The organism is Pelovirga sp. C15f (assembly GCF_057178085.1).
This window is the reverse complement of record NZ_JBXUCV010000003.1, coordinates 235938-256019: the sequence shown is the minus strand read 5'-3', so window position 1 is coordinate 256019 and position 20082 is coordinate 235938. Positions and strand designations below refer to the sequence as shown.

General features: G+C 54.0%; 22 protein-coding genes. 4 read left to right on the top strand and 18 right to left on the bottom strand.

Annotation, left to right across the window (positions count from 1 at the left end):
* Positions 1–16: 16 nt before the first annotated feature.
* Positions 17–814: a glutamate racemase gene (murI, locus tag AC1931_RS10280; RefSeq protein ID WP_483877214.1), complete on the bottom strand. Its 798-nt coding sequence runs from the start codon at positions 812–814 to the stop codon at positions 17–19.
* A 188-nt stretch (positions 815–1002) separates the two neighbouring features.
* On the opposite strand from murI, the gene AC1931_RS10275 reads away from it, so the two are divergent.
* On the top strand, positions 1003–1335 hold the full coding sequence (locus AC1931_RS10275) for a hypothetical protein (protein WP_483877168.1): 333 nt from the start codon (positions 1003–1005) through the stop codon (positions 1333–1335).
* A gap of 50 nt (positions 1336–1385) precedes the next feature.
* Positions 1386–1637 (top strand): cytochrome C, encoded by a 252-nt coding sequence (locus tag AC1931_RS10270; RefSeq protein WP_483877167.1) that lies wholly within the window; start codon positions 1386–1388, stop codon positions 1635–1637.
* Between the two features lie 32 nt (positions 1638–1669).
* Here AC1931_RS10270 and AC1931_RS10265 read toward each other — a convergent pair whose 3' ends face one another.
* The 7 genes from AC1931_RS10265 to yihA all read right to left on the bottom strand — a co-directional run bounded on the left by AC1931_RS10265 (position 1670) and on the right by yihA (position 8699).
* Positions 1670–2365 carry an anaerobic ribonucleoside-triphosphate reductase activating protein gene (locus AC1931_RS10265; protein WP_483877213.1) on the bottom strand — a complete coding sequence of 232 codons (696 nt, stop codon included), beginning with the start codon at positions 2363–2365 and terminating at the stop codon, positions 1670–1672.
* 5 nt (positions 2366–2370) lie between these two features.
* Positions 2371–2517 (bottom strand): anaerobic ribonucleoside-triphosphate reductase, encoded by a 147-nt coding sequence (gene nrdD / locus AC1931_RS10260; RefSeq protein ID WP_191156526.1) that lies wholly within the window; start codon positions 2515–2517, stop codon positions 2371–2373.
* 188 nt (positions 2518–2705) lie between these two features.
* The gene (locus tag AC1931_RS10255) at positions 2706–4694 is read right to left on the bottom strand and encodes a ribonucleoside triphosphate reductase (protein ID WP_483877166.1); all 1989 of its coding nucleotides are present in this window, start codon (positions 4692–4694) and stop codon (positions 2706–2708) included.
* Positions 4695–5122: 428 nt separating this feature from the next.
* Positions 5123–6112: a tRNA-dihydrouridine synthase family protein gene (locus AC1931_RS10250; protein ID WP_483877165.1), complete on the bottom strand. Its 990-nt coding sequence runs from the start codon at positions 6110–6112 to the stop codon at positions 5123–5125.
* Between the two features lie 8 nt (positions 6113–6120).
* Positions 6121–7335, bottom strand: coding sequence for a precorrin-6y C5,15-methyltransferase (decarboxylating) subunit CbiE (gene cbiE, locus AC1931_RS10245; protein ID WP_483877164.1), 1215 nt, complete (start codon positions 7333–7335; stop codon positions 6121–6123).
* Between the two features lie 138 nt (positions 7336–7473).
* Positions 7474–8079, bottom strand: a complete 606-nt coding sequence (locus AC1931_RS10240) for a histidine phosphatase family protein (protein WP_483877163.1) — start codon at positions 8077–8079, stop codon at positions 7474–7476.
* A complete protein-coding gene (gene yihA / locus AC1931_RS10235; protein ID WP_483877162.1) occupies positions 8076–8699 on the bottom strand; it encodes a ribosome biogenesis GTP-binding protein YihA/YsxC in 624 nt (207 codons plus the stop codon). Before yihA ends, AC1931_RS10240 begins: the two co-directional genes overlap by 4 nt.
* 229 nt (positions 8700–8928) lie before the next feature.
* On the opposite strand from yihA, the gene AC1931_RS10230 reads away from it, so the two are divergent.
* Both AC1931_RS10230 and AC1931_RS10225 read left to right on the top strand, forming a co-directional pair.
* Positions 8929–9441 carry a ferritin gene (locus AC1931_RS10230; protein ID WP_483877161.1) on the top strand — a complete coding sequence of 171 codons (513 nt, stop codon included), beginning with the start codon at positions 8929–8931 and terminating at the stop codon, positions 9439–9441.
* A gap of 96 nt (positions 9442–9537) precedes the next feature.
* Positions 9538–10041: a ferritin-like domain-containing protein gene (locus AC1931_RS10225; RefSeq protein WP_483877160.1), complete on the top strand. Its 504-nt coding sequence runs from the start codon at positions 9538–9540 to the stop codon at positions 10039–10041.
* 92 nt (positions 10042–10133) lie between these two features.
* Here AC1931_RS10225 and AC1931_RS10220 read toward each other — a convergent pair whose 3' ends face one another.
* The 10 genes from AC1931_RS10220 to proB form a co-directional block, all read right to left on the bottom strand.
* Positions 10134–11558 carry a PAS domain-containing sensor histidine kinase gene (locus tag AC1931_RS10220; protein WP_483877159.1) on the bottom strand — a complete coding sequence of 475 codons (1425 nt, stop codon included), beginning with the start codon at positions 11556–11558 and terminating at the stop codon, positions 10134–10136.
* Between the two features lie 108 nt (positions 11559–11666).
* Positions 11667–12386, bottom strand: a complete 720-nt coding sequence (locus AC1931_RS10215) for a phosphoribosyltransferase family protein (RefSeq protein ID WP_483877158.1) — start codon at positions 12384–12386, stop codon at positions 11667–11669.
* Positions 12387–12545: 159 nt separating this feature from the next.
* The gene (gene gpmI, locus AC1931_RS10210; RefSeq protein WP_483877212.1) at positions 12546–14072 is read right to left on the bottom strand and encodes a 2,3-bisphosphoglycerate-independent phosphoglycerate mutase; all 1527 of its coding nucleotides are present in this window, start codon (positions 14070–14072) and stop codon (positions 12546–12548) included.
* Positions 14072–15445 (bottom strand): tetratricopeptide repeat protein, encoded by a 1374-nt coding sequence (locus AC1931_RS10205; RefSeq protein ID WP_483877157.1) that lies wholly within the window; start codon positions 15443–15445, stop codon positions 14072–14074. The genes gpmI and AC1931_RS10205 overlap by 1 nt, the downstream gene beginning before the upstream one ends.
* Positions 15446–15490: 45 nt before the next feature.
* Positions 15491–15847, bottom strand: a complete 357-nt coding sequence (locus tag AC1931_RS10200) for a TraR/DksA family transcriptional regulator (protein WP_483877156.1) — start codon at positions 15845–15847, stop codon at positions 15491–15493.
* 49 nt (positions 15848–15896) lie between these two features.
* The gene (rlmH, locus tag AC1931_RS10195; RefSeq protein ID WP_483877155.1) at positions 15897–16367 is read right to left on the bottom strand and encodes a 23S rRNA (pseudouridine(1915)-N(3))-methyltransferase RlmH; all 471 of its coding nucleotides are present in this window, start codon (positions 16365–16367) and stop codon (positions 15897–15899) included.
* A gap of 2 nt (positions 16368–16369) precedes the next feature.
* Positions 16370–16723, bottom strand: coding sequence for a ribosome silencing factor (rsfS, locus tag AC1931_RS10190; protein ID WP_483877154.1), 354 nt, complete (start codon positions 16721–16723; stop codon positions 16370–16372).
* A 178-nt stretch (positions 16724–16901) separates the two neighbouring features.
* Positions 16902–17540 carry a nicotinate-nucleotide adenylyltransferase gene (gene nadD, locus AC1931_RS10185; RefSeq protein ID WP_483877153.1) on the bottom strand — a complete coding sequence of 213 codons (639 nt, stop codon included), beginning with the start codon at positions 17538–17540 and terminating at the stop codon, positions 16902–16904.
* Positions 17541–17542: 2 nt separating this feature from the next.
* Positions 17543–18799 carry a glutamate-5-semialdehyde dehydrogenase gene (locus AC1931_RS10180; protein WP_483877152.1) on the bottom strand — a complete coding sequence of 419 codons (1257 nt, stop codon included), beginning with the start codon at positions 18797–18799 and terminating at the stop codon, positions 17543–17545.
* On the bottom strand, positions 18796–19941 hold the full coding sequence (gene proB, locus AC1931_RS10175) for a glutamate 5-kinase (protein WP_483877151.1): 1146 nt from the start codon (positions 19939–19941) through the stop codon (positions 18796–18798). The genes AC1931_RS10180 and proB overlap by 4 nt, the downstream gene beginning before the upstream one ends.
* Between the last annotated feature and the right edge of the window lie 141 nt (positions 19942–20082).

The window sequence follows — 20082 nt, the reverse complement described above, 5'->3', positions numbered from 1 at the left end:
TCCCAGTTTGCTCGCCTTAACCGATTTCGACCTGAACAACACGCCCCAATTCCGTGCCCAAAAAGGCCTTGCCTACCCGCTCAAAACGGGTTGGCACATCGGTCACATAAAACTCGCGGCGGCCACCGCTGTCGGGATTTTCAAGCCCCTGCTGACAAAATAACTGCTGAACGGTTTTGGCGGTCTCTTCGGCTGAATCGACCAGCAGAACGTCAGCGCCGAAGATACCGCGCAGGGTATTACGTAACAGCGGGTAATGGGTGCAACCAAGAACCAGCGTGTCGATCTGGGCTGCAAGCAGTGGCTGCAGATATTCAAGGGCAGTGAGCCGGGTAATTTCGTGTTCAGCCCATCCCTCCTCGGCCAGGGGAACAAACAGCGGACACGCGATGGAAAAGATCCGGGCGTCGGGGACAAGGGCGCTGATGGCCTGTGGGTAGCGGCCACTGTTAATGGTACCCTCGGTACCGATGACGCCGATGCGGCGGTTACGGCTGGCACGCGCGCGCCGTGCACCAGGCTCAATGACACCGATAACCGGCAGTTGGAAGCGCTCGCGCAGCTGCTCAAGCGCCACTGCTGATGCGGTGTTACAGGCAACCACCAGCAGCTTTACGCCGCGATCAACAAGAAATTCAGCGGCCTCCAGCGCATAGCGCTGAACCGTCTTGACGCTTTTGGTGCCGTAAGGAACCCGTGCCGTATCACCCAAATATATGAGGTTTTCGCGCGGCAGCAGGTCAGCTATCTCTTTAAAAACCGTCAGACCACCAACCCCGGAATCAAATATACCTATCGCCTTACCCAGCACCATCGTCTCCACAGTAAAAATTTTCGAAAAAATAGCGCCTTCCAGGGCCCTGACGTGACGGGTTATCGTAGAGAAGCAGGTAATCAAAGTCAAGCGGACGCACACCGTCCGATGGTGAGATTAATCCTTTTTCGCGCAGCTGCGATCTGCTAGTATGAGCGGGCTTTTCAGCAATTCTCATGGAGGAATCTATGAACTGGGGATCGACCGCTGATTTTTTTGAAAAATTTCGTACGGATCGGCTCATTGAGCAACTCAACGCCTGGAACGTAGGCGAACTGCACAGCAGTCCCTGGTTCATCGGCATTTTTATTGCTGTCATCCTCATTACCTATATGATCGGCTGGCGCGCCGTTACTGCCGTTGTCGCGGGCCTCGGTGGCTTTATCCTCACCATCTCTTTGACATTGGCCAAAGGTACCGGCACCGAAGGTCTTGAAGGGGGCGGTCTTTATATTATTGTCATTGGCGGTGCAGTCGCGGTGATGTTGTTTATTTATTTGCTGTTTATTAAAACGGAATGACAACGACCAAAGCGTTTTTGTTTTATCGGCCTTGAAATCGGAGTTAAACAATGAAAAAACGAGATATTTTTCTTCTACTTGGAGCGATAGCCATCGTCACTTTTTTGTGGATGGCCCCGGAAGAGACCACAGCTCCCGTTCCGCGTGACGAAACCCATGAACCTTTTTATGAGATCGCGGCAAAAGAAGGACGAAAGGCGGCAGAAGCTTCCTGCACTGATTGTCACAACAACGAGGTGGTTCCCTTTTCAGAGAACCACCCCACCACCTTCCGTTGCCTGTTCTGTCATAAACTGCAGTAATGTTCCTGCCGGAGCTTCCCGAGAGGGACCAGCTAGATTCCACGCACCTGCACCTGCTGAACATATTCTTGCGCTCTGGTAGCGAATTCCCGTAGTTGCTCTGGTGGGTATTTTTCCAGCCTCTGCCAGTCGGCGTCCATGGCATGCTCGGCAACATACTGCTGCAGTACCCACAGGGGCGCACCGCGCAACAGATCTCCGATGTCATCGATGTCCTGCCGGGTTACCAACTCAGGGATGCAGGTCGTGCGATATTCAACCTCAATCGCAACGTGACGCAGCAAATCGACGGTTGCGATGAGACCGGCGGGATCAACTGCGACGCTGTGCAGCTCGGAATAGCGCTCAGGGGACGTTTTGATATCAATGGCAATATAGTCGAGCAGATGATGTTCGAGCAGGTTGGCAATGGCGTCGGGCAACAGACCGTTGGTGTCGAGCTTGACCTGCAGATCCAGTCTTTTAAGCTCGGTTAAAAATGCTGGCAGACCGGCTTCGATGGTCGGTTCTCCGCCCGATATCACAACCCCATCGATAAAGTTCCTGCGTGCCTTGAGATCTGCCAGCAACTCGTCTAGAGGGATATCCGGGTAGTCATCTGGATTTTGAACCAGCCCGCCATTATGACAAAAGGGGCAGGTCAGGTTACAACCACCGGTAAACACCAGGGAGGCCACCCGCCCGGGAAAATCCAGCAGGCTGGTGCCCTGGAACCCTTTAACAGAAATCGGCTTCAGCGCTTTAACTCGGTTGGTGCGACAATATATTCAGAGCGATCCTTGAACTCTTCCTTTTTGCCGCGGTTCCATTGCTGCACCGGGCGGAAAAATCCACACACGCGCGAATAAACTTCGGTCTTTGAATCACATCTGGTCGCCATTATTTCCTCCTGTAATTATTTCAGGGTTATATGGATGCTTTCGCAAAAAGCATCAGGTTAGGTGGCTAAGCAAAAAGCGCCAAATGCAAGGCGCGCCATTGTTGAACAATGAGGCGTACTTATGTACGTCGAAGCAGTGAGACGATGGTGGCAACGCAGCAGTTGGTGAGTTTTTGCGACGCCACCAATCAGGCCGCCCGCTCAACATGTTCATGAGGGCAGGCAAAGTGCTCACCGCTGATATATCCATGAACGGGACAGATGGTGAAAGTCGGGCTCAAGGTAAAATAGGGCAAATGGAAATTTTCGGCAATCCGCCTGACCAGCAGACGCGCGCTGCGCCAATCCTCGAGGCGCTCACCAAGGAAACCGTGAAAAACAGTGCCGCCGGTATAGCGGGTCTGCAGGTCATCCTGGTGGGTCAGGGCGGCAAAGATATCTTCAGTGGTGCCAACCGGCAACTGGGTTGAGTTGGTATAATAGGGTTCGCTGGTACCGGCACAGTGAATATCGGGGAAGCGCTTGCGATCACCGCTGGCCAGGCGGAAGCTGGTTCCTTCGGCCGGGGTTGCCTCGAGGTTGTAAAGATGACCGGTTTTATCCTGGAAGGCCTCGAGCTGCCGGCGCATAAACTCCAGGGTTTCCTTTGACAGGGCCTGCCCTGCGACACTGTCGATCCCTTCGCCAATCAGGTTAAGACAGGCCTCATGCATGCCGATCAGTCCGATGGTGGAAAAGTGGTTATCCCAGTAGTTGCCGCTTCGCTGACGAATTGCATCTAGATAAAACTTGCTGTAAGGGTAGAGACCGTCATCGGTAAAACGTTCAAGCTGCTTGCGTTTGATCTCCAGGGAACGAAAGGCGCTGTCCATCAACTCGCTGATGCGGCTGAAAAAATCGGCCTTGGTTGAGGCCAGATAAGCAGCACGCGGCAGGTTGATGGTCACCACCCCGATGGATCCGGTCATCGGATTGGAGCCGAACAAGCCGCCGCCACGGCGACGCAGCTCACGGTTATCGAGGCGCAAACGACAGCACATGGAACGGGCATCCTCCGGATCCATGTCGGAGTTAACAAAATTGCTGAAATAAGGAATGCCGTATTTGGCCGTCATCTCAAAAACCGGGCGCAGCCGATCACTCTCCCAATCGAGATCTTTCGTGATGTTGTAAGTCGGAATCGGAAACGAGAAGATTCTTCCTGAGGCATCCCCTTCCATCATCACCTCGCAGAAGGCCTGATTGAACAGATCCATTTCCGCCTGGAATTCGCCGTAACAGCGATCCATCAGCTGGCCACCGATGACCACCGCTTCAGTGGACATATTGGAGGGCACCATCATATCCATGGTGATGTTGGTAAAAGGCGTCTGGAAGCCGACCCGGGTCGGCACGTTCATATTGAAAACGAACTCCTGCAGAGACTGACGGACTTCCTTGTAGCCTAGTTTGTCATAAGCGATGAAAGGCGCCAGCAGGGTATCAAAGCTGGCAAATGCCTGGGCGCCTGCCGCCTCTCCCTGAAGGGTGTAAAAGAAATTGACGGCCTGCCCCAGAGCAGTACGAAAATGTTTGGGTGGATCACTCTGAACCTTGCCGTAAGCACCGCAGAAACCCTTGAGGAGCAGATCCTTGAGATCCCAGCCACAGCAGTAGACCGACAACATCCCCAGATCGTGAATGTGAAAATCGCCTTCGCGATGAGCGCGGGCAATATCGTCGGGATAGATTTTATTGAGCCAGTAGTTGCTGGTAATATTGGCGGCGATATGGTTATTGAGCCCCTGCAGGGAGTAACCCATATTGGCGTTTTCGTTGACTCGCCAGTCTTCCCGCACCAGATAGGAATCGATAGAAGCGATCGACTCTTCCATGAACTCCTGGGTACGGCGCAACCCTTCACGCTGTTTACGATAGAGGATATAGGCTTTGGCAGTCTGGGCATGGCCGTTTTCGATAAGAATCTTCTCGACCAGATCCTGCACATTTTCCACCGAAGGAAGGTTATTGTCCTTGTAAAGGACAGCGAGGATACCACCGACCTGACGGGTAATCTCCGCCGGCTTTTCAAAATCGCTACCGCCCACGGCCTTAACGGCATTGCAGATGGCCTGGGTTATCTTACTTTCATCATAAGGGGCCAGGCGGCCATCGCGCTTGCGAATATATGTCAGCATACCCTCTCTCCCAACAGTCGTGACCGACGGTCACCAGTCAATAAAAACAGACGTTAAACAACAGGGGGGAAGCCCCTATCACTGGAAAAATCACAGTTGTGGAGCCTAGCACAGGCCGCAGCAGCATGACAATGACAAAAACACTATATCTGGTGGATGAATCAGAAAATCAATACTACATCTTGTCAAATGGCTGTTGATTTATTGTGGACAGAGGGTGGCTAAGCCACCACAATGACATTAATTTTGGCGGTTTTATTGGAAAAAAAGGGCAACTATTTACCTCTACCTTTGCGCAGGGTCGGGAATCCTGTGACAAGGGTATCTGTCGCCATGGGCGGCGACAGCAAGCGGTCATGGATGACGAAAAGTGCTCCTTGACATGGGATCCACGAGGCGGCGCTGGACGGATACAAAAGAGGGATTGGCTAAACCGGAAAGTATTGCCGCAGCCTGGCAACAAAGGCCGCGCCCGAGGTTGATCGTTTAAGCTTGCCAAGATCCCGCTGCAGGTCGGCATCGGGGATAAAGTTCAGCACATCCTTGATCTTCATCAACGCCTGTCGTTCGCCACAGAATTTTTGCAGATAGCTGGGCCACAAGTCACCAATAAAGTGTCCGAGGTCCCGGCGGCGGTGCACAGGATCAACATCGTTGGGCGCCGCTCCGCGAATCCGCTTAAAAATAACCGGGTCGGCCAGGGCGCCACGACCGATCATCAGCCCGGCTACGCCGGTCTCGGTCAGCAACGTCCGCGCCTCTTGCGTCGAGTTGATATCGCCGTTTGCAATGACCGGCAAAGGGGTTGCTGCCGCCATGGCAGCACTGATCCGGTGATCGGCAGCACCAGTGTAGCGCTGCGCTACCGTACGGGGATGAAGAATAACAAAATCGACACCGGCATCTTCAAACAGAGGCAACAGGCTCTGCCACTGGTTTAAATCATCGTAACCGGCACGGCATTTTACCGAAAAGCTGCCCCGGCAAACGCGCCGCAACGCCACCAGCATCAAGGCCAGCTGCTGCGGTTGGCGCAGCAATTCACCACCGGTGGCGCCGGTAGTCATGCGCCCGTAGGGACAACCCAGATTCAAGTTGATGTGTGCTATCCCCTGCGCCTGCAGCAGTATCGCAGCATCAGCCAGAGCCGCAGGGTCATTACCGATCAGCTGCACCACCAGTGGCGCCGTCGCGAGATGATCCTTTATATCGCTCAACTCATTTTTAGCGACCCGTTTCCTGGTCTGGGTCTGAACCCGCACAAACTCGGTAAAGACCAGATCCGGCTGGTATTTTTGCAGGTACAGGCGGCGCAGGGCCGAGTTAGTCAGCCCCTGCATCGGTGCCAGCATCAGCGGGCGGTGCCCGGGACTCCAGGGGAGAACGGCATCAACGGATGGTGTATTCTTAACGTTCACTACAGGACTTATTGTTTCATCCCGGTAATGATGTAGACAGGATTATACGCCTCAAACATCTTGTAATTGGTTTCCGGGCGGGTGCGGGCAATGTTCAGAGCAACCACTTCGACCTGATAGCCGGCATTATTGAAATAATCGTTGGTAGCCGTCAGGGTATCGAGGGTGACGGCATTCAGGACAATCAGTCCACCAACCGCCAGGCGCTGGTCAACCTGCTCAAGAATTTCCCATAGATGGCCACCGCTACCCCCGATAAACACCCGATCGGGATCCGGCAACTCATCCAGACAATCGGGCGCGCTGCCGGTCACCAGGGTGACGTTGCGGGCATTAAAACGGCGCAGATTCTCGCGCAGAAAGCCGAGACTTTCATCATTGCGTTCAATTGCGAACACCCGCCCCTGTGGCAACAGGTAATCCGCCTCAATGCTGATGGAGCCGGAACCGGCACCGATATCCCACAGGCACATATCGTGGCGCAGGCGCAGCTTGGCCAGGGTCACGACCCGCACCTCTTCACGGGTCATGGTTTTTTTGACACTTAAAAATTCATCATCCGGAATACCGAACGCCGGCAGCGCCTGGCGCTCTTCTTCTTCGTATTCACGAATCAGAATCAACACATTCAGTGCGGCCACATCCAGATCCAGCAGCCCTTTGACGCTGGTCAGACGAATTTTCTCCTGTGCTGTTCCAAGGTTCTCGCACAGGTAAACCCGATAACCGAAACGTGCACGTCCGGCCAGATCGGCGGCAATCATCTTCGGTGTGACCTGCTCGTCGGTCAGAATAGCTGCCTTGTCGTTAGCCACCACCCGGTCCACAACACTTTTAACATCACGGCTATGGGTCGAAACAAAAATGGCATCGTCCCAGGGCTCACGAATCTTGGCAAAAGCGTACTGAACCGACGTGACATTGGGGAGAAAATCGATCAATGTTTCGGGCAGATTGCGCAACAGATAGCGCCCGACACCGAAAAAAAGCGGATCACCTGACGCCAGAACTACAGCATTTCCCTCAAAAAAGCGCAGGCGCTCAATCATCACCGCCATCGACCCATCATCGATCTGCTGCTTTTCTCCCCGATAGTCAGGGAACAGGGTCAGCAGTCGCGGGGCGCCAAAAAGAATATCGCTGGCATCTATCAACGCTAAAGCCTGGGCGGTAAAACCTTCCTGTCCAGCCATACCCGCGCCGATGACATGAATCGACTTCATCTGTGATCTCCCTTGTTTAGTACCTAGTTTCCGAACAGAAACCCAGCAGCTGCTCACCCTGTTTTCCGGATGTCAACTATCCAGCCAAAACTTACTATAAAACTATCAAAACAATACAAAGCGCGCCCGGGCATAGAACTATTTGCCATTGAGCAAGGATACGCTCGTACGCCCATCCGGATAATAATCGATGATATTATGACAGGCATAATCCTGCTCAATCCGCACCAGACTTTCCAATGGTGCCCCCAAAGCATCGAGGAGAATCAGACGGTTCACCCCGCCATGGGATACTATAACAATTTCACCTCCCGGGTGTGAGGAAATTATCTGCTGCATCGCCGGCCGCACGCGTGCGGCCAGGGCACAGAAACTCTCGCCACCCGGCGGAGGAGTATGGACGATATCACGCAGACGCGCCTGCCATAACTCAGAGGCATCGCGCTGCAACACCGACCATGAAATTCCCTCCCAGTCGCCGGCACAAAGTTCGCGTAAATCCATTCGATAAACCGGCTGGGCCTGCTGAAACAGGGCGATCTGGTCGGCGGCAAAGCGGCAGCGCTGCAGATCACTGGCATAGATTGCAGCCAGTCGACAATACTGAAAACGCCCGGCAAAGCCGGCGGATTGGCGCCGCCCGAGGACGGTCAGCGGGGTATCGGCCTGGCCGTTGTAGCGTTGTTCCTCAAAACCTTCAACCTGGCCATGACGCAACAGATGAACCCGTGTCGGTTTGCTCATCTGGTCTCACCATCCACTGATGAATCATCAGTGGTCTGTTGCTCAAGAACAGACTCAATTCGCTCACGAATATCCTCGATACCTTCACGGTTTGGCGCTGAGAACAGGCTGAAGGCGTCCACCGGCAACCCGGTCGCCGCGGCAATCCGCTCGACATGTTGGCGGCGCTGCGAGCGGCTGACCTTATCAATTTTGGAAAGCACCGGAATCGTCGGCACGCCGAATTCTTCGAGCCAGTCAAGCAGGTGCAGGTCTTCCTCACCAGGAGTGCGGCGGATATCGATGATAAATACCGTTGCCGCCAGACAATCGCGGATCTCAAGATAGGTTCTGATCATCGGTCCCCAGGCCTTTCTGACTGCTGCCGGCACCTTGGCAAAACCATAACCGGGCAAATCGACCAGAACAAAACGCTGATTGACATTGAAAAAATTGATCAATTGGGTCCGCCCCGGGGTCGCCGAAGTACGCACCAGATTTCTGCGATTCAGCAGCACGTTAATCAGGGTACTTTTGCCAACATTACTGCGCCCGGCAAAGGCAATTTCAGGAAATTGGGGATCAGGATAATGCGCGGGGCTGGTCGCACTCTTGATAAACTCGGAGGAGCTAATCTTCATCGGTTCGTCCTGGCAGGAAAAATGACTCAAGGAATTGCAGCATACCCGATCCATAGCAGGCCTGACAACCATGGATCGGGTATGCTGCAAAGTCACATCAGTTGTCAGTTTTTTAGTGATATCAGGGCCAGGAATCTGTTATTGTTCCAAATCAAACTTTGCAGTAGCGTGGCAACTTCGTTTACAATGAGTGTTGAAGCGACTATTACAACGATAAGGAGATCAATCAATGCTCAGTGAACGTCTCGTTAAGGCAATTAATGACCAGATCCAGTTCGAACACTATTCTGCCTTCATCTACAAATCGATGCAGGCCTTTTTTGAGGCTGAAGATCTGCCCGGTATGGCCAACTGGATGAATATCCAGTTCCAGGAAGAGATGTCTCACGCCGAAAAAATGTTTGATTTTATCTGTGAAACGGGAAATCGGGTGGTTCTCCAAGGAATGGACACCCCTCATCGTGATTACGCGTCGCCGCTGGAAGTGTTTGAAGTCGCGCTCGAGCACGAGCAGATCGTCACCGGGCGCATCAATGCCCTGATGGATCTGGCCCAGCAGGAAAAAAATCATGCCGCGCAGATTTTTCTGCAGTGGTTTGTCACCGAACAGATCGAGGAAGAAGCAACCGCCAATCATATTATCGCCAAACTAAAGAGAGTTGCAGGGGATGGCCGCGGGCTGATGATGATCGACCAGGAGCTTGCTCAACGCACCTTCGTTCCGCCGGCAGCCGTAAATTAGGCCTTTTAGGAGCAAACTGCATTTTTATCCATCTGGAGAGTCCGGATGGAGCCTAACTGGTATTTTATTCAGTTCATTACACAGGAGGAGTCACCCATGCTCAACGAAAATGAAGTCAAAAACGCCTTGGTCAGTTCGGTCAAGACGGAAAAGAACGCCATGAATTTCTACCAGATCGCCGCCAAGCAGATGAAGGACAAGAATGCCATCGCCACCTTCGAACTGCTGGCCAGAGAAGAGCGTGAGCACGCCAAGCACTTTTTTGACAAGTGCACCAACTGCAGCGACATGCTGCCCCCCTTTGATGAATTTATCGACGCCCCGCCGGAGAAAAACAGCGAATGGCTTTCCGATCTCGACAAGGCCCTGTTGCAGAAGTTTGATGACCGCAAGGCGATGGAACTGGCCATGGACAAGGAAAAGCGCCTGGCCGAAAGCCTCCGCGCCATGGCAGCAAAAATTGAAGAGCCTGGCGTTCGTGCGATCTTTGAAGAGAACGCCAAGTCCACTGAACACCACTACATTATTATCGAGTCGGAATATGCCCGCTTGATGGGGATGGTTCACGAAACCGATATCGACACCTTCGTGCGCGAATAGTATTGGCACACCACCTTAATACGCAAGACACAAAAAGACCGCTGCTGGTGAAGTAGCGGTCTTTTTGTTTGACGGACATAATATCAGTCGGTTTAACATTGCGACTGCGGATTTGGCAACTCAACCACAAAGGTAGCACCACCCCCGGAGGTTTCCTCAACCCAGACCCGCCCATGATAGACCCGCGCGATTTTCGCCACAGTCGCCAGGCCGATACCGGTTCCGCTGTATTTATGAGCACCATCGCCACGGGCAAAAGGCTCAAAAATTTTCTCCCGTTCTGCCTCTGCCACCCCCGCACCATGGTCACGCACCAGCAGCTCAATCCGTCCCCCAACCACATGACCAAAGATTTCGACCCGCGGATCCTCTTTGCCTACTCCGTATTTCAGGGCGTTGGTGATCAGGTTACGAAACAGATCGGCAAGGAACGTCTCCGGAATCAGCACATCGGGCATACAACCAATGTCAATCTGCGCCTGCCGGCGCTGAATAAATTCACCGAGTTCGGTCACCACATCTGCCACCACACGCAGGGTAGCAATCGGTTCCGGCGGAACCGGCACCTGGCCGACGCGTGCCAGGCACAACAGATCCTCAAGCAGATCTTTCATGCCTTCTGCGGTCGAGCGAATTTCACTGATCGACTCCCGGCCGAAATCATCAAGGACAGAACTGTAACGTTCATGCAGTAATTCAGCGTAGCCGATTAACGGCGTCAAGGGTGAACGCAAATCGTGGGAAACCATTGAAACGAAGGCATCGAGCTCACGATTCACCTGCTGCAAGCGTTGCCTGATGGCCAGACGCTCGGTTATATCGCGACAGACACCGAGTTTGCACTGGGGCTGTTGATGGAAATAACAGGCGGAATGAAGCACCTCGTAGGTGCGCCCGGTACCGGTCAGGTGCGTTTCCTGGCGACACAGCTTCCCGGCAAACACCTCATCCATGGGACAGTCGGGGCAAGCATCAGCCCGACCATACAATACCTCATAACAGGGCAGATCGGTCATTTTGCCGATCAACCTGTCCATTGCCCGGTTGAAAAAAAGCAGTCGATAATTGCGGTCGCAAATATAAATGGGATCCGTCATCCCGTTGAGCACCGAACGCAGTGAATCTCGTTCGACCTCCAGTTCCCTGATTCCGGTGCGATCAACAAAGGCTTCGATACCGCCAACCACCGTCCCGTCCGCAGCACGCAGCAGATCAGCATTTTTACTTATCATTATTCTGCGGCCCTGCTTATTGATTAAGGCGCAGTTTTTTTCCAGAAGCGGTTTACTCACTGCCTCGTCAAAAAGGGCACAGTCATGACAGCAGGGTTCTCCATGCAACTCCAGGCAGGAACGACCAATCACTTCAACAGCTGGGTAGCCGGTAATCCGCGCAGCCTCATCATTCCAATATACAATTTTCTGATCTGGAGTGACCACAAAAACACCGGCGGGAACAAGCTGCAGGAGCTTTTCCATGGGATAGCGCGCAATGAGGCGGTAAAGTTCTGAAAGCATCAGGTATCCCGGCAATGTTAGATAATGGTTTGCTGTGTCCTCTAACTATATCATTTCTGAATCGATCGCCAACATGTTGGAATGTTTTTCAATCGCAAGGCACACTGTCTATCCCAACGCAGACCGCGCCACAACCGCCACATCGACCCGTTCAGCCCCTCCGGCAAGCAGCACCCGGCTACACAAATCAACCGTCACTCCGGTCGTCATCACGTCGTCCACCAGGAGGATTTTTTTTCCCGAGACCTCCCGGTTCAGGACAAAAGCTCCACGCAGATTATCTTGCCGCTGCGCCGCTGACAGACTCTGCTGTGGGGTCGTGCTGCGACACTTGATCAACACATCATGTGCTGTCGGCAAGCGGCACTGACGACCAAGCTCGCGGGCTAAAAGCAGAGCCTGATTGTAGGTGCGTTCACACAGGCGGTCAGGGTGCAGGGGGACAGGCACGAGCAGATCAACATCCGGTTGCGCCGGCAGACACTTAACCAGCAATCCGGCAAGGGGACGGTCGAGGTTGGGGTACTGTTGAAACTTGAAACGCCTGATAGCGCTACGTAATTGCCCCTGGTACAAGGCTGCGGCATAGACGACAGCATATGATGGTCGGTTCCGGAGGCACCGGCCACACAGATGAGGAGACACTGCGGAGGAAGAGACAAAGGGAAGAGCGCAGCACGAACACCGCGCTGGCGGCAAAAAAGTGATGGTTGACATGCAGCGCTTACAAAAAGGCGCTGGCGCCGAACGCGAAAACCGGCCGCCACACAAAGGACATACCGGCGGCAGCAGGTGAGTCAACCAGTTCAAACAGACAGCGAGCTTCATCCCCCCACAGCTCCTGCAATGTTCTCCCCCCACAACCAGCCGCGGGGGATCGGAAGATAGAAGTCAGAGGTCAAAATTTGCCGGAAAGCCTATTCATTCAATGGTTTTCCTTCTGAATTCTATATTCTGTCTTCTGAATTCCCGGACAATTGACCTGTCCTATGCACGACCCAGCAGAGATCGGCCGGTCATTGCAGATGGCTGCTGCAGACCCAACAGCTCGATCACCGTCGGCGCAAGATCGGCGAGAATCCCGTCTGCTAAAGGCTGCCTGGTGCGGTGCGGGTCAACCAGGATCAATGGTACGCGGTTGCTGGTATGAGCGGTATGAGACTGTCCGCTGGCGTCAGCCATTTGCTCACAATTACCATGATCGGCAGTGATCAGCAGTGCCCCACCGGCGGCTACAACTGCATCGACAACCCGCCCGAGGCAGGCATCGACCGTTTCAACTGCCTCAATCGCTGCAGACAGAACCCCCGTGTGACCAACCATGTCACAATTGGCAAAGTTCAGCACAATAAACTGATAATTGCCGGTTGCGACCCGCTTCAGCATCTCATCGGTTACCTCGAACGCACTCATGGACGGTTTCTGGTCGTAGGTTGCCACCTCTTTGGGCGAGGGAATCAGCACCCGCTCCTCCCCGGGCCAGGCGCGCTCAACGCCACCGTTGAAAAAAAAGGTGACATGAGCGTACTTCTCCGTTTCGGCAATGCGTAACTGCTTTAATCCCGCACTAGCAAGCACATCGGCAAGGATATCGGGATAGCTCTCGGTCGCGAAAGCAACCGGAAGATCGTAGGTTTCATCATATTCGGTTAGACACACATAACTGGCGAGTTGTGGTACCTTGCGGCGGTCAAAACCATCGAAATCAGCGAACGTCAGGGCGCGGGTGATTTCCCGGGCGCGATCAGCACGAAAGTTAAAAAAGATAACCCCGTCGCCATCATCGATGGTTGCCGGGGTGCCGATGATGCACGGCTCAACAAACTCATCCGTCTGCCCCGCTGCATAGGCCTGCTCCATGGCAGCCTCGGCGCTGGCCACCGGCGTACCGACGCCTTCCACCATGGCCCGATAAGCGCGCTCAACCCGATCCCAACGATTGTCGCGATCCATGGCCCAGTAACGCCCCGTCACCGTAGCGATTCTGCCGGCTCCCAGCTGTTGCAGCCGCTGTTCAAGACCAGCAAGAAAACCACGTCCGCTTGATGGCGGGGTATCGCGGCCGTCCATAAAGGCGTGGATGATGATCTGGGTGACGCCGGCCTGCTGGGCCATTTTCACCAGCGCATCAACATGGCTGATGTGGGAATGAACCCCCCCATCCGACACCAGGCCCAGCAGGTGAAGTTTTTTTCCTGACCTTGCCGTCTGGTTACAGACGGCTGACAAGGCCGGATTATTAAAAAAACTGCCCTCCTCAATCGCCAGGCTGATGCGCGTCAGATCCTGATAGACAATGCGACCGGCACCAATATTGAGATGACCGACCTCAGAGTTACCCATCTGCCCATCCGGCAAGCCGACATCCCGTCCGGAGGCACTTAGATGCCCATGAGGCCACTGAGTCAGCAGCCGATCCATCACCGGTGTACGCGCCTGACAGACGGCGTTGCCGACACAACTGTCATTCTCCCCCCAGCCATCAAGAATAACCAGAGCAACCAGCGATGGGATCACACAACCTCCCGCGCACCATGAGGAATCATCTTGGGCAAATCGGCGATACGCGCCTCCTGAATCTGTTTGCGTTCCGGCAGAACCAGGGTATCCCAGCTTTTGCACTGTGGACAACGGCTGTACCATGTATCAAATTTGGCATTACAGGCTTCACAGACAAACCCCAGCAGGAGATGACTGTCAATATTGAGGGCTTTCTGGTATTCGCTGATTGCCTCATCGACACGGTTACGACGACGCTGGGCTTCAGCGAGAAGCAGGTGCAGCTTGGTGAAATCAATGCCGGTGGCCTCGACGTCCGTCAGATGCTGCATCGCCTCGTCGACCATCTCCAGCCGCAGACACAAACGGCCGAGATAAAGCTTGAGGAGCAGATCCTGGGGATCCCGCTCCATCTGACTGCGATAAAAAGCCAGCAGCGCGGCAGGGTCTTCGGCATTTATATAGAGATCTTCAAGACGTGCCAGAAAGACACTTTTTTGCAGAGCGCGATATCCCTCCTGATAAACCTTGACCGCGTCAGCAAACCTGTCGGCCAGACGGTAGGCATCCCCAAGGGTTACCCGTGCCGGGGTACAACCGGCATCCTGCTTGATGATATCGCGACAGGTATCGATCGCCTGGTCGAGCTCCCCCTGCTCCAGGGCCTGACGTGCCACTTCGTAACGTAATTGCAACATGGTCTGCTTTTCCAACTCAACCTTGGGACCGGCAGAGGTCGCTTTGAGAATCCGCTTTTGCAATCCCAGCGCATCATCCCACTGACCGAGCCTGCTCATGATGTCACGCAATGCCCGCATGGCCTTGCGATTATCGGCATCGCTCGCCAACAGCTCCTTGTAGATCGCCATGGCTTCAGGATACTGCTCCTGCTCTTCGTAGGTGGTCGCCAGCTTGAATAACACCTCGATCCCCTTCGGGTCGAGTTTGCGCGCTTTTTGCAACAGATCGATCCCCTCCTGGGTATTGCCTTCCTGCAGGGCGACACTGGCCAGCGCCAGATGACTGTCAACCCGCCGCGGATCGCGATCCAGCGCTTTTTTCAGCAGGGTCCGCGCCTTTTTGAGATCGCCGGATAGCAAGCGTCCGACGCCACTGCGATAGATGGTACTGATCTCTTCGCCTTTACGCAGATCACGCCCCTTTTTCCACCCCTTAAATGAAAGCAGAAAAGCGCTGGCAATATGAACCAGATTACCGATCAGCAGCCCCATCAGCAGAACTGCCATGAGCATAATGGCGCCCGGCACGGTATAGCTGAGGTCACTGGTCAGATAAACGGTGATATCACCAGGATTGATCCCCCAGAAGTAGAGAAAACCCAAGGCAAACGCAATAAACAGCAGCACAAAAAAAGCGACTAAAATCATGACCATCTCCTGGCTGGACCAGCTACCATCGGCAACAGGGTCAAATTATTCACCAAACTTTTCAAATTCTTCTTTGCAGTCAATACAGTAACGGGAAAATGGGCGAACCTCAAGCCGTCGTGGTGCAATTTCCTCTTCACAGGCGATGCAGATCCCATAGGCCCCCTGTTCAATCCGCTCCAGGGCGGCATCAATATCACGGATTCGCCCCAGCTGGGTCTGGCTGAGACTCATCAATACATCCTGAGAATAACTGTTAGCCGACATATCACCAATATCGGCCACACCGTCATTGCCCAGCGTCAGGGACTCGGCATGCGCCTTGCGCGAACTGTCAATAATTTCTTTTCGCAACCGCAGCAGATCCTGCTTTATGTTTTCCAGATTTTCTTTATTCTGCACCTTGTTCCTCTATACTGCCCTGCCCCGTTCAGAATCAAAACTGAAACGATCAGGGGTTATGATAAGGCTCATGTCGAATGATGGTAACGCTACGATACAGCTGTTCCAACAAAAAAATGCGCGCCATCTGATGGGTAAAGGTCATTTTCGAAAGGGACAGGCACAGATCTGCACGTTTGCCCACCTCGGGATCAACGCCATAAGCGCCACCGATAATCAGGCACCAGTCTCGTCCCCCGTGAAGCATCTCCTCTTCCAGTAACGTCGCTAAACCTTCAGAACTGAACTGGCGTCCGCGTTCGTCCAGCACCACAACCTGTTCTGCGCTCCCTACCCTGGCAAGGATGCGTTCCCCTTCACGTTTAAGCAATACCGCCGGCGAATCTTTGCGCCCACCCTTTTCTTCCTTGAGTTCGACACATTCAAAACCGACATAATGTCGCAGACGTTCACTGTAATCGGCGGCGGCGGCTCGCTGCCAGGCATTAAGCTTGCCGACACAGATCAGGCGCAATTTCACGGTCAGACATCCTGCTCCAGGGCAACTTCCGGAGCGTCACTCCACAACCCTTCGAGATCATAAAACTCGCGGATGGGCTGTTGAAATACATGAATTGTCACATCACCGTAATCAAGCAGAACCCAGCGACCCTTGTCCATCCCTTCAACCGACAGGGGATAGAGCCGATGCTGACGCTTGAATTCGGTATGAATGTTTTCAGCGATGGCCAGCACCTGACGATCAGAGCGCCCGGAAACCAGCAACAGATAATCGGTAAGAGTGGAGCGGCCCCGCAGGTCGAGCAGAATCAGGTTGTCCCCTTTTTTGTCACGGGCGTAGTCTACAGCTGCAAATGCTATTTCTCTGGCTTGCAAATTCTTTCCCTTTTTATCGTCTGAACATGAGGCTTTCAAAAAAGTATCATGTTAGAAGGCTAAGCAAAAAGCGCCAAATGCAAGGCGCGTCATTGTTGAAGAATGAGACGTACCTACGTACGTCGAAGCAGTGAAACGATGACAGCAACGCAGCAGTTGGTGAGTTTTTGCGACGCCATCAAACATAGAGTTGATGAGTGGCAATATAAGAGCTCACAGCCGGCGGCACGACCCCATCAATGCTGCGCTGCTGCGCAACCCACTGACGGATCTGGGTAGAGGATACGTCATAACTGGTGTGATCGACCAGGATAACGGAAAAACCCTTGTCAAACTGCAGCTTTTTGGATTGCGAATCATAGCAGAAGCGATCGGCGATAGCAACCGGGAGCAACGCTTGAAGGGTGCCGTCAAAGCCCGGTCGAGCAGTCACAACAATATGTGCCAGCCCAAACAATTCCTGGTAGCGGTGCCAGAGGCTGATTTCGCGAAACGAATCGAGTCCCATGATAAAGAAAAATTCGTGGTGCGGATACTGCCGGCGCAGCTGAATCAGGGTTTCAACCGAAAAACTGGTTCCACCGCGTTGTCCTTCCACGTCACAAGCAACAAAATCGGGGTGATCGGCCAGTGCCGCCTTAACCATTGCCAGTCGCGCGGCGAAGGAAACAGCCGCCGCAACCTCCTTATGCGGCGGCTGACAGGTCGGCAGGAACCAGACCTGATCAAGCTGACAGCTCTTGCGCACCTCCTCGGCGATGTGCAGATGGCCGTTATGGATAGGGTTGAAAGTACCCCCGAGCAGACCGATGCGCATTTTTATGGACGCACCTGGCCTTGACCCAACACCACGAATTTACGTGTGGTCAGGTCTTCGAGTCCCATCGGCCCGAAGGAGTGGAGCTTGGTCGTGGAAATACCGATTTCAGCACCTAACCCCAGCTGGTTGCCGTCAGAAAAACGGGATGAGGCATTGACCATCACCACACTGGAATTGATTTCACGCAAAAACTGCCGGGAACGCTGATAGTTCGTGGTGACGATCACTTCGGTATGCAATGAACCGTAGGTTTCGATATGCTCACGCGCCTGGTCAAAACTGTCCACTACGCGCAACGCCAGAATCAGATCAAGATACTCTGCGTACCAGTCTTCCTCCGTCGCCGGCACCAGATCAGCCACCAGTTTCCGGGCTGCCTCACAACCACGCACCTCAACCCCGGCCCGGCGCATGGCCGCGACAACCTGCGGGACGAAAATTGCCGCACTGTCACGATGCACCAGCAGCGTTTCCATGGCGTTGCACACCCCCGGACGCTGGACCTTGGCGTTCAGACAGATCTCTTCGGCCATGGCCAGATCCGCTTCGCCATCAACATAGACGTGACAGACCCCTTTATAGTGTTTAATCACCGGAATCCGCGAATGTTCGGCAACAAAACGGATCAACCCTTCCCCGCCCCGCGGGATAATCAGATCGATCTGCTCTTCGAGCTTGAGCAGTTCGGTCACAGCGTTGCGGTCACTGATCGTCACGACCTGCAGGGCGGCTGAAGGCAGCCCCAGTTCGGCTAGACATTGCTGCAGCAACTTCCCGATCGCCTGGTTGGACGCCAGGGCTTCAGAGCCGCCCCGCAGGATAACTGCGTTGCCGCTCTTCAGACAGAGTCCGGCAGCATCTGCCGTCACGTTGGGACGCGATTCATAGATGATCCCGATGACCCCCAGTGGAATCCGCTGGCGACCGACCTGAATCCCGTTGGGGCGCAGCCACATGCCGGTAATCTCGCCAACCGGATCGGGCAGGGCGGCAACTTCACGCAAACCGTCGGCCATGGCGCCAATCCGCTCACTGGTCAGGGTTAAACGATCAACCATGGCCGCAGCCATGCCGGATTCTCTGGCGCGCTCCAGGTCCTTGTTGTTTTCCTGCTGCAGCCAGTCCTGATGGGTTTCCAGGCTTGCCGCCATGGCGACCAGCAATTGATTTTTAGTCACTGTCGACAGGGTTGCCATGCGCCGCGCTGCCTGGCGTGCCGCCACAGCAAGAGAGCGCATCTGCTCTGCTATCGTCATTGTCCGACCTCCTCTTCCTTGTCTGCCGTCACCACCAGATCATCGCGGCAGATCACCTCATCACGATACTTATAACCCAGAACCTGCTCGATCTGGGAGCACTGCTTGCCCATAATCCGCAAGATTTCAGCCAGTGAATAGCTGGTAATTCCGCGGGCAAATTCCTTACCCTCATGGTCACACAGACGCACCGCATCGCCGCGCTCAAAACCGCCGTCAACACCAATGATTCCCGACGGCAGCAGACTCTTGCCACCGCAGAGAACGGCGCGCTTGCCGCCCTCATCGATCAGCAGCTTACCCCGGGGCTTTTTGGAAAAGGCGATCCAGTGTTTTTTCGCCGTCAGCTTGCACTGGGCCGGCAGAACATAGGTTCCCACCTCTTCGCAGGCAAAAACCCGGTCAATAATGTGGGGAGCACGGCCATTGACAATCAGGGTGCCGATACCACTTAAGGCCGCTCGCTTAGCCGCCTTGAGTTTGCTCCCCATACCGCCGGTACCAAGCACCCCGTGAGAGCTCCCGCCCATGGCTTCAATCTCCGGAGTAACCCGCTCAACCAGCGGAATCAGCCGCGCCAGCGGGTCACTTGACGGATCACGATCATAAAAACCATCAACGTCGGAGAGAATCACCAGCAGATCGGCTTCGACCAGGCTGGCGACCAGTGCCGAGAGATTGTCGTTATCACCGAAACGGATTTCCTCCACCACCACCGTATCATTTTCGTTGACGATCGGCGTGACACCATACTCCAGCAAGGTCATGACGGTATTGCGGGCATTTAAGTAACGGCGGCGATTCGAAAGATCGTCGCGGGTCAGTAATACCTGGGCGACATTAAAATCGTGAGCCTGAAAGGTTTCGCGGTATTCGCGCATGATCCGGGTCTGACCAATAGCCGCCGCCGCCTGTTTCTGCGGGATCGTTTGCGGTCGCCCGACAATTCCGAGTTGCCCCTTGCCGGCGGCCACTGCCCCGGAAGAAACCACCACGACCTCGAGACCGCGCTTGAGCAGCTGGCAGATATCCTCGGAAATGGCCGCCACGCGATCATTCTCAAGGCCGGCGGCATTAGAAATAACACCACTGCCAATCTTGATGACAACCCGCTTTACATGAGCAAACAAAGCATTTCTCATAAGGTTTCATTCTATATCAATTCAATAGAGTTATTTGAACAGAACTACCCCACAACAAACAGCGGGGGAGCAGAACATAGAATTCAGAATATAGAATTCAGAATTTGAAAGAAAGCTTGCTGATTCAGCAGGTTTTCTTCT

Excerpts from the sequence above, each read along its gene's own strand:
- murI (WP_483877214.1), bottom strand. The coding sequence starts at position 814 with ATGGTGCTGGGTAAGGCGATAGGTATATTTGATTCCGGGGTTGGTGGT.
- AC1931_RS10275 (WP_483877168.1), top strand. The coding sequence starts at position 1,003 with ATGAACTGGGGATCGACCGCTGATTTTTTTGAAAAATTTCGTACGGAT.
- AC1931_RS10270 (WP_483877167.1), top strand. The coding sequence starts at position 1,386 with ATGAAAAAACGAGATATTTTTCTTCTACTTGGAGCGATAGCCATCGTC.
- nrdD (WP_191156526.1), bottom strand. The coding sequence starts at position 2,517 with ATGGCGACCAGATGTGATTCAAAGACCGAAGTTTATTCGCGCGTGTGT.
- AC1931_RS10255 (WP_483877166.1), bottom strand. The coding sequence starts at position 4,694 with ATGCTGACATATATTCGCAAGCGCGATGGCCGCCTGGCCCCTTATGAT.
- cbiE (WP_483877164.1), bottom strand. The coding sequence starts at position 7,335 with ATGAAGTCGATTCATGTCATCGGCGCGGGTATGGCTGGACAGGAAGGT.
- AC1931_RS10240 (WP_483877163.1), bottom strand. The coding sequence starts at position 8,079 with ATGAGCAAACCGACACGGGTTCATCTGTTGCGTCATGGCCAGGTTGAA.
- yihA (WP_483877162.1), bottom strand. The coding sequence starts at position 8,699 with ATGAAGATTAGCTCCTCCGAGTTTATCAAGAGTGCGACCAGCCCCGCG.
- AC1931_RS10230 (WP_483877161.1), top strand. The coding sequence starts at position 8,929 with ATGCTCAGTGAACGTCTCGTTAAGGCAATTAATGACCAGATCCAGTTC.
- AC1931_RS10225 (WP_483877160.1), top strand. The coding sequence starts at position 9,538 with ATGCTCAACGAAAATGAAGTCAAAAACGCCTTGGTCAGTTCGGTCAAG.
- AC1931_RS10220 (WP_483877159.1), bottom strand. The coding sequence starts at position 11,558 with ATGCTTTCAGAACTTTACCGCCTCATTGCGCGCTATCCCATGGAAAAG.
- AC1931_RS10215 (WP_483877158.1), bottom strand. The coding sequence starts at position 12,386 with ATGAAGCTCGCTGTCTGTTTGAACTGGTTGACTCACCTGCTGCCGCCG.
- AC1931_RS10205 (WP_483877157.1), bottom strand. The coding sequence starts at position 15,445 with ATGATTTTAGTCGCTTTTTTTGTGCTGCTGTTTATTGCGTTTGCCTTG.
- nadD (WP_483877153.1), bottom strand. The coding sequence starts at position 17,540 with ATGCGCATCGGTCTGCTCGGGGGTACTTTCAACCCTATCCATAACGGC.
- AC1931_RS10180 (WP_483877152.1), bottom strand. The coding sequence starts at position 18,799 with ATGACGATAGCAGAGCAGATGCGCTCTCTTGCTGTGGCGGCACGCCAG.
- proB (WP_483877151.1), bottom strand. The coding sequence starts at position 19,941 with ATGAGAAATGCTTTGTTTGCTCATGTAAAGCGGGTTGTCATCAAGATT.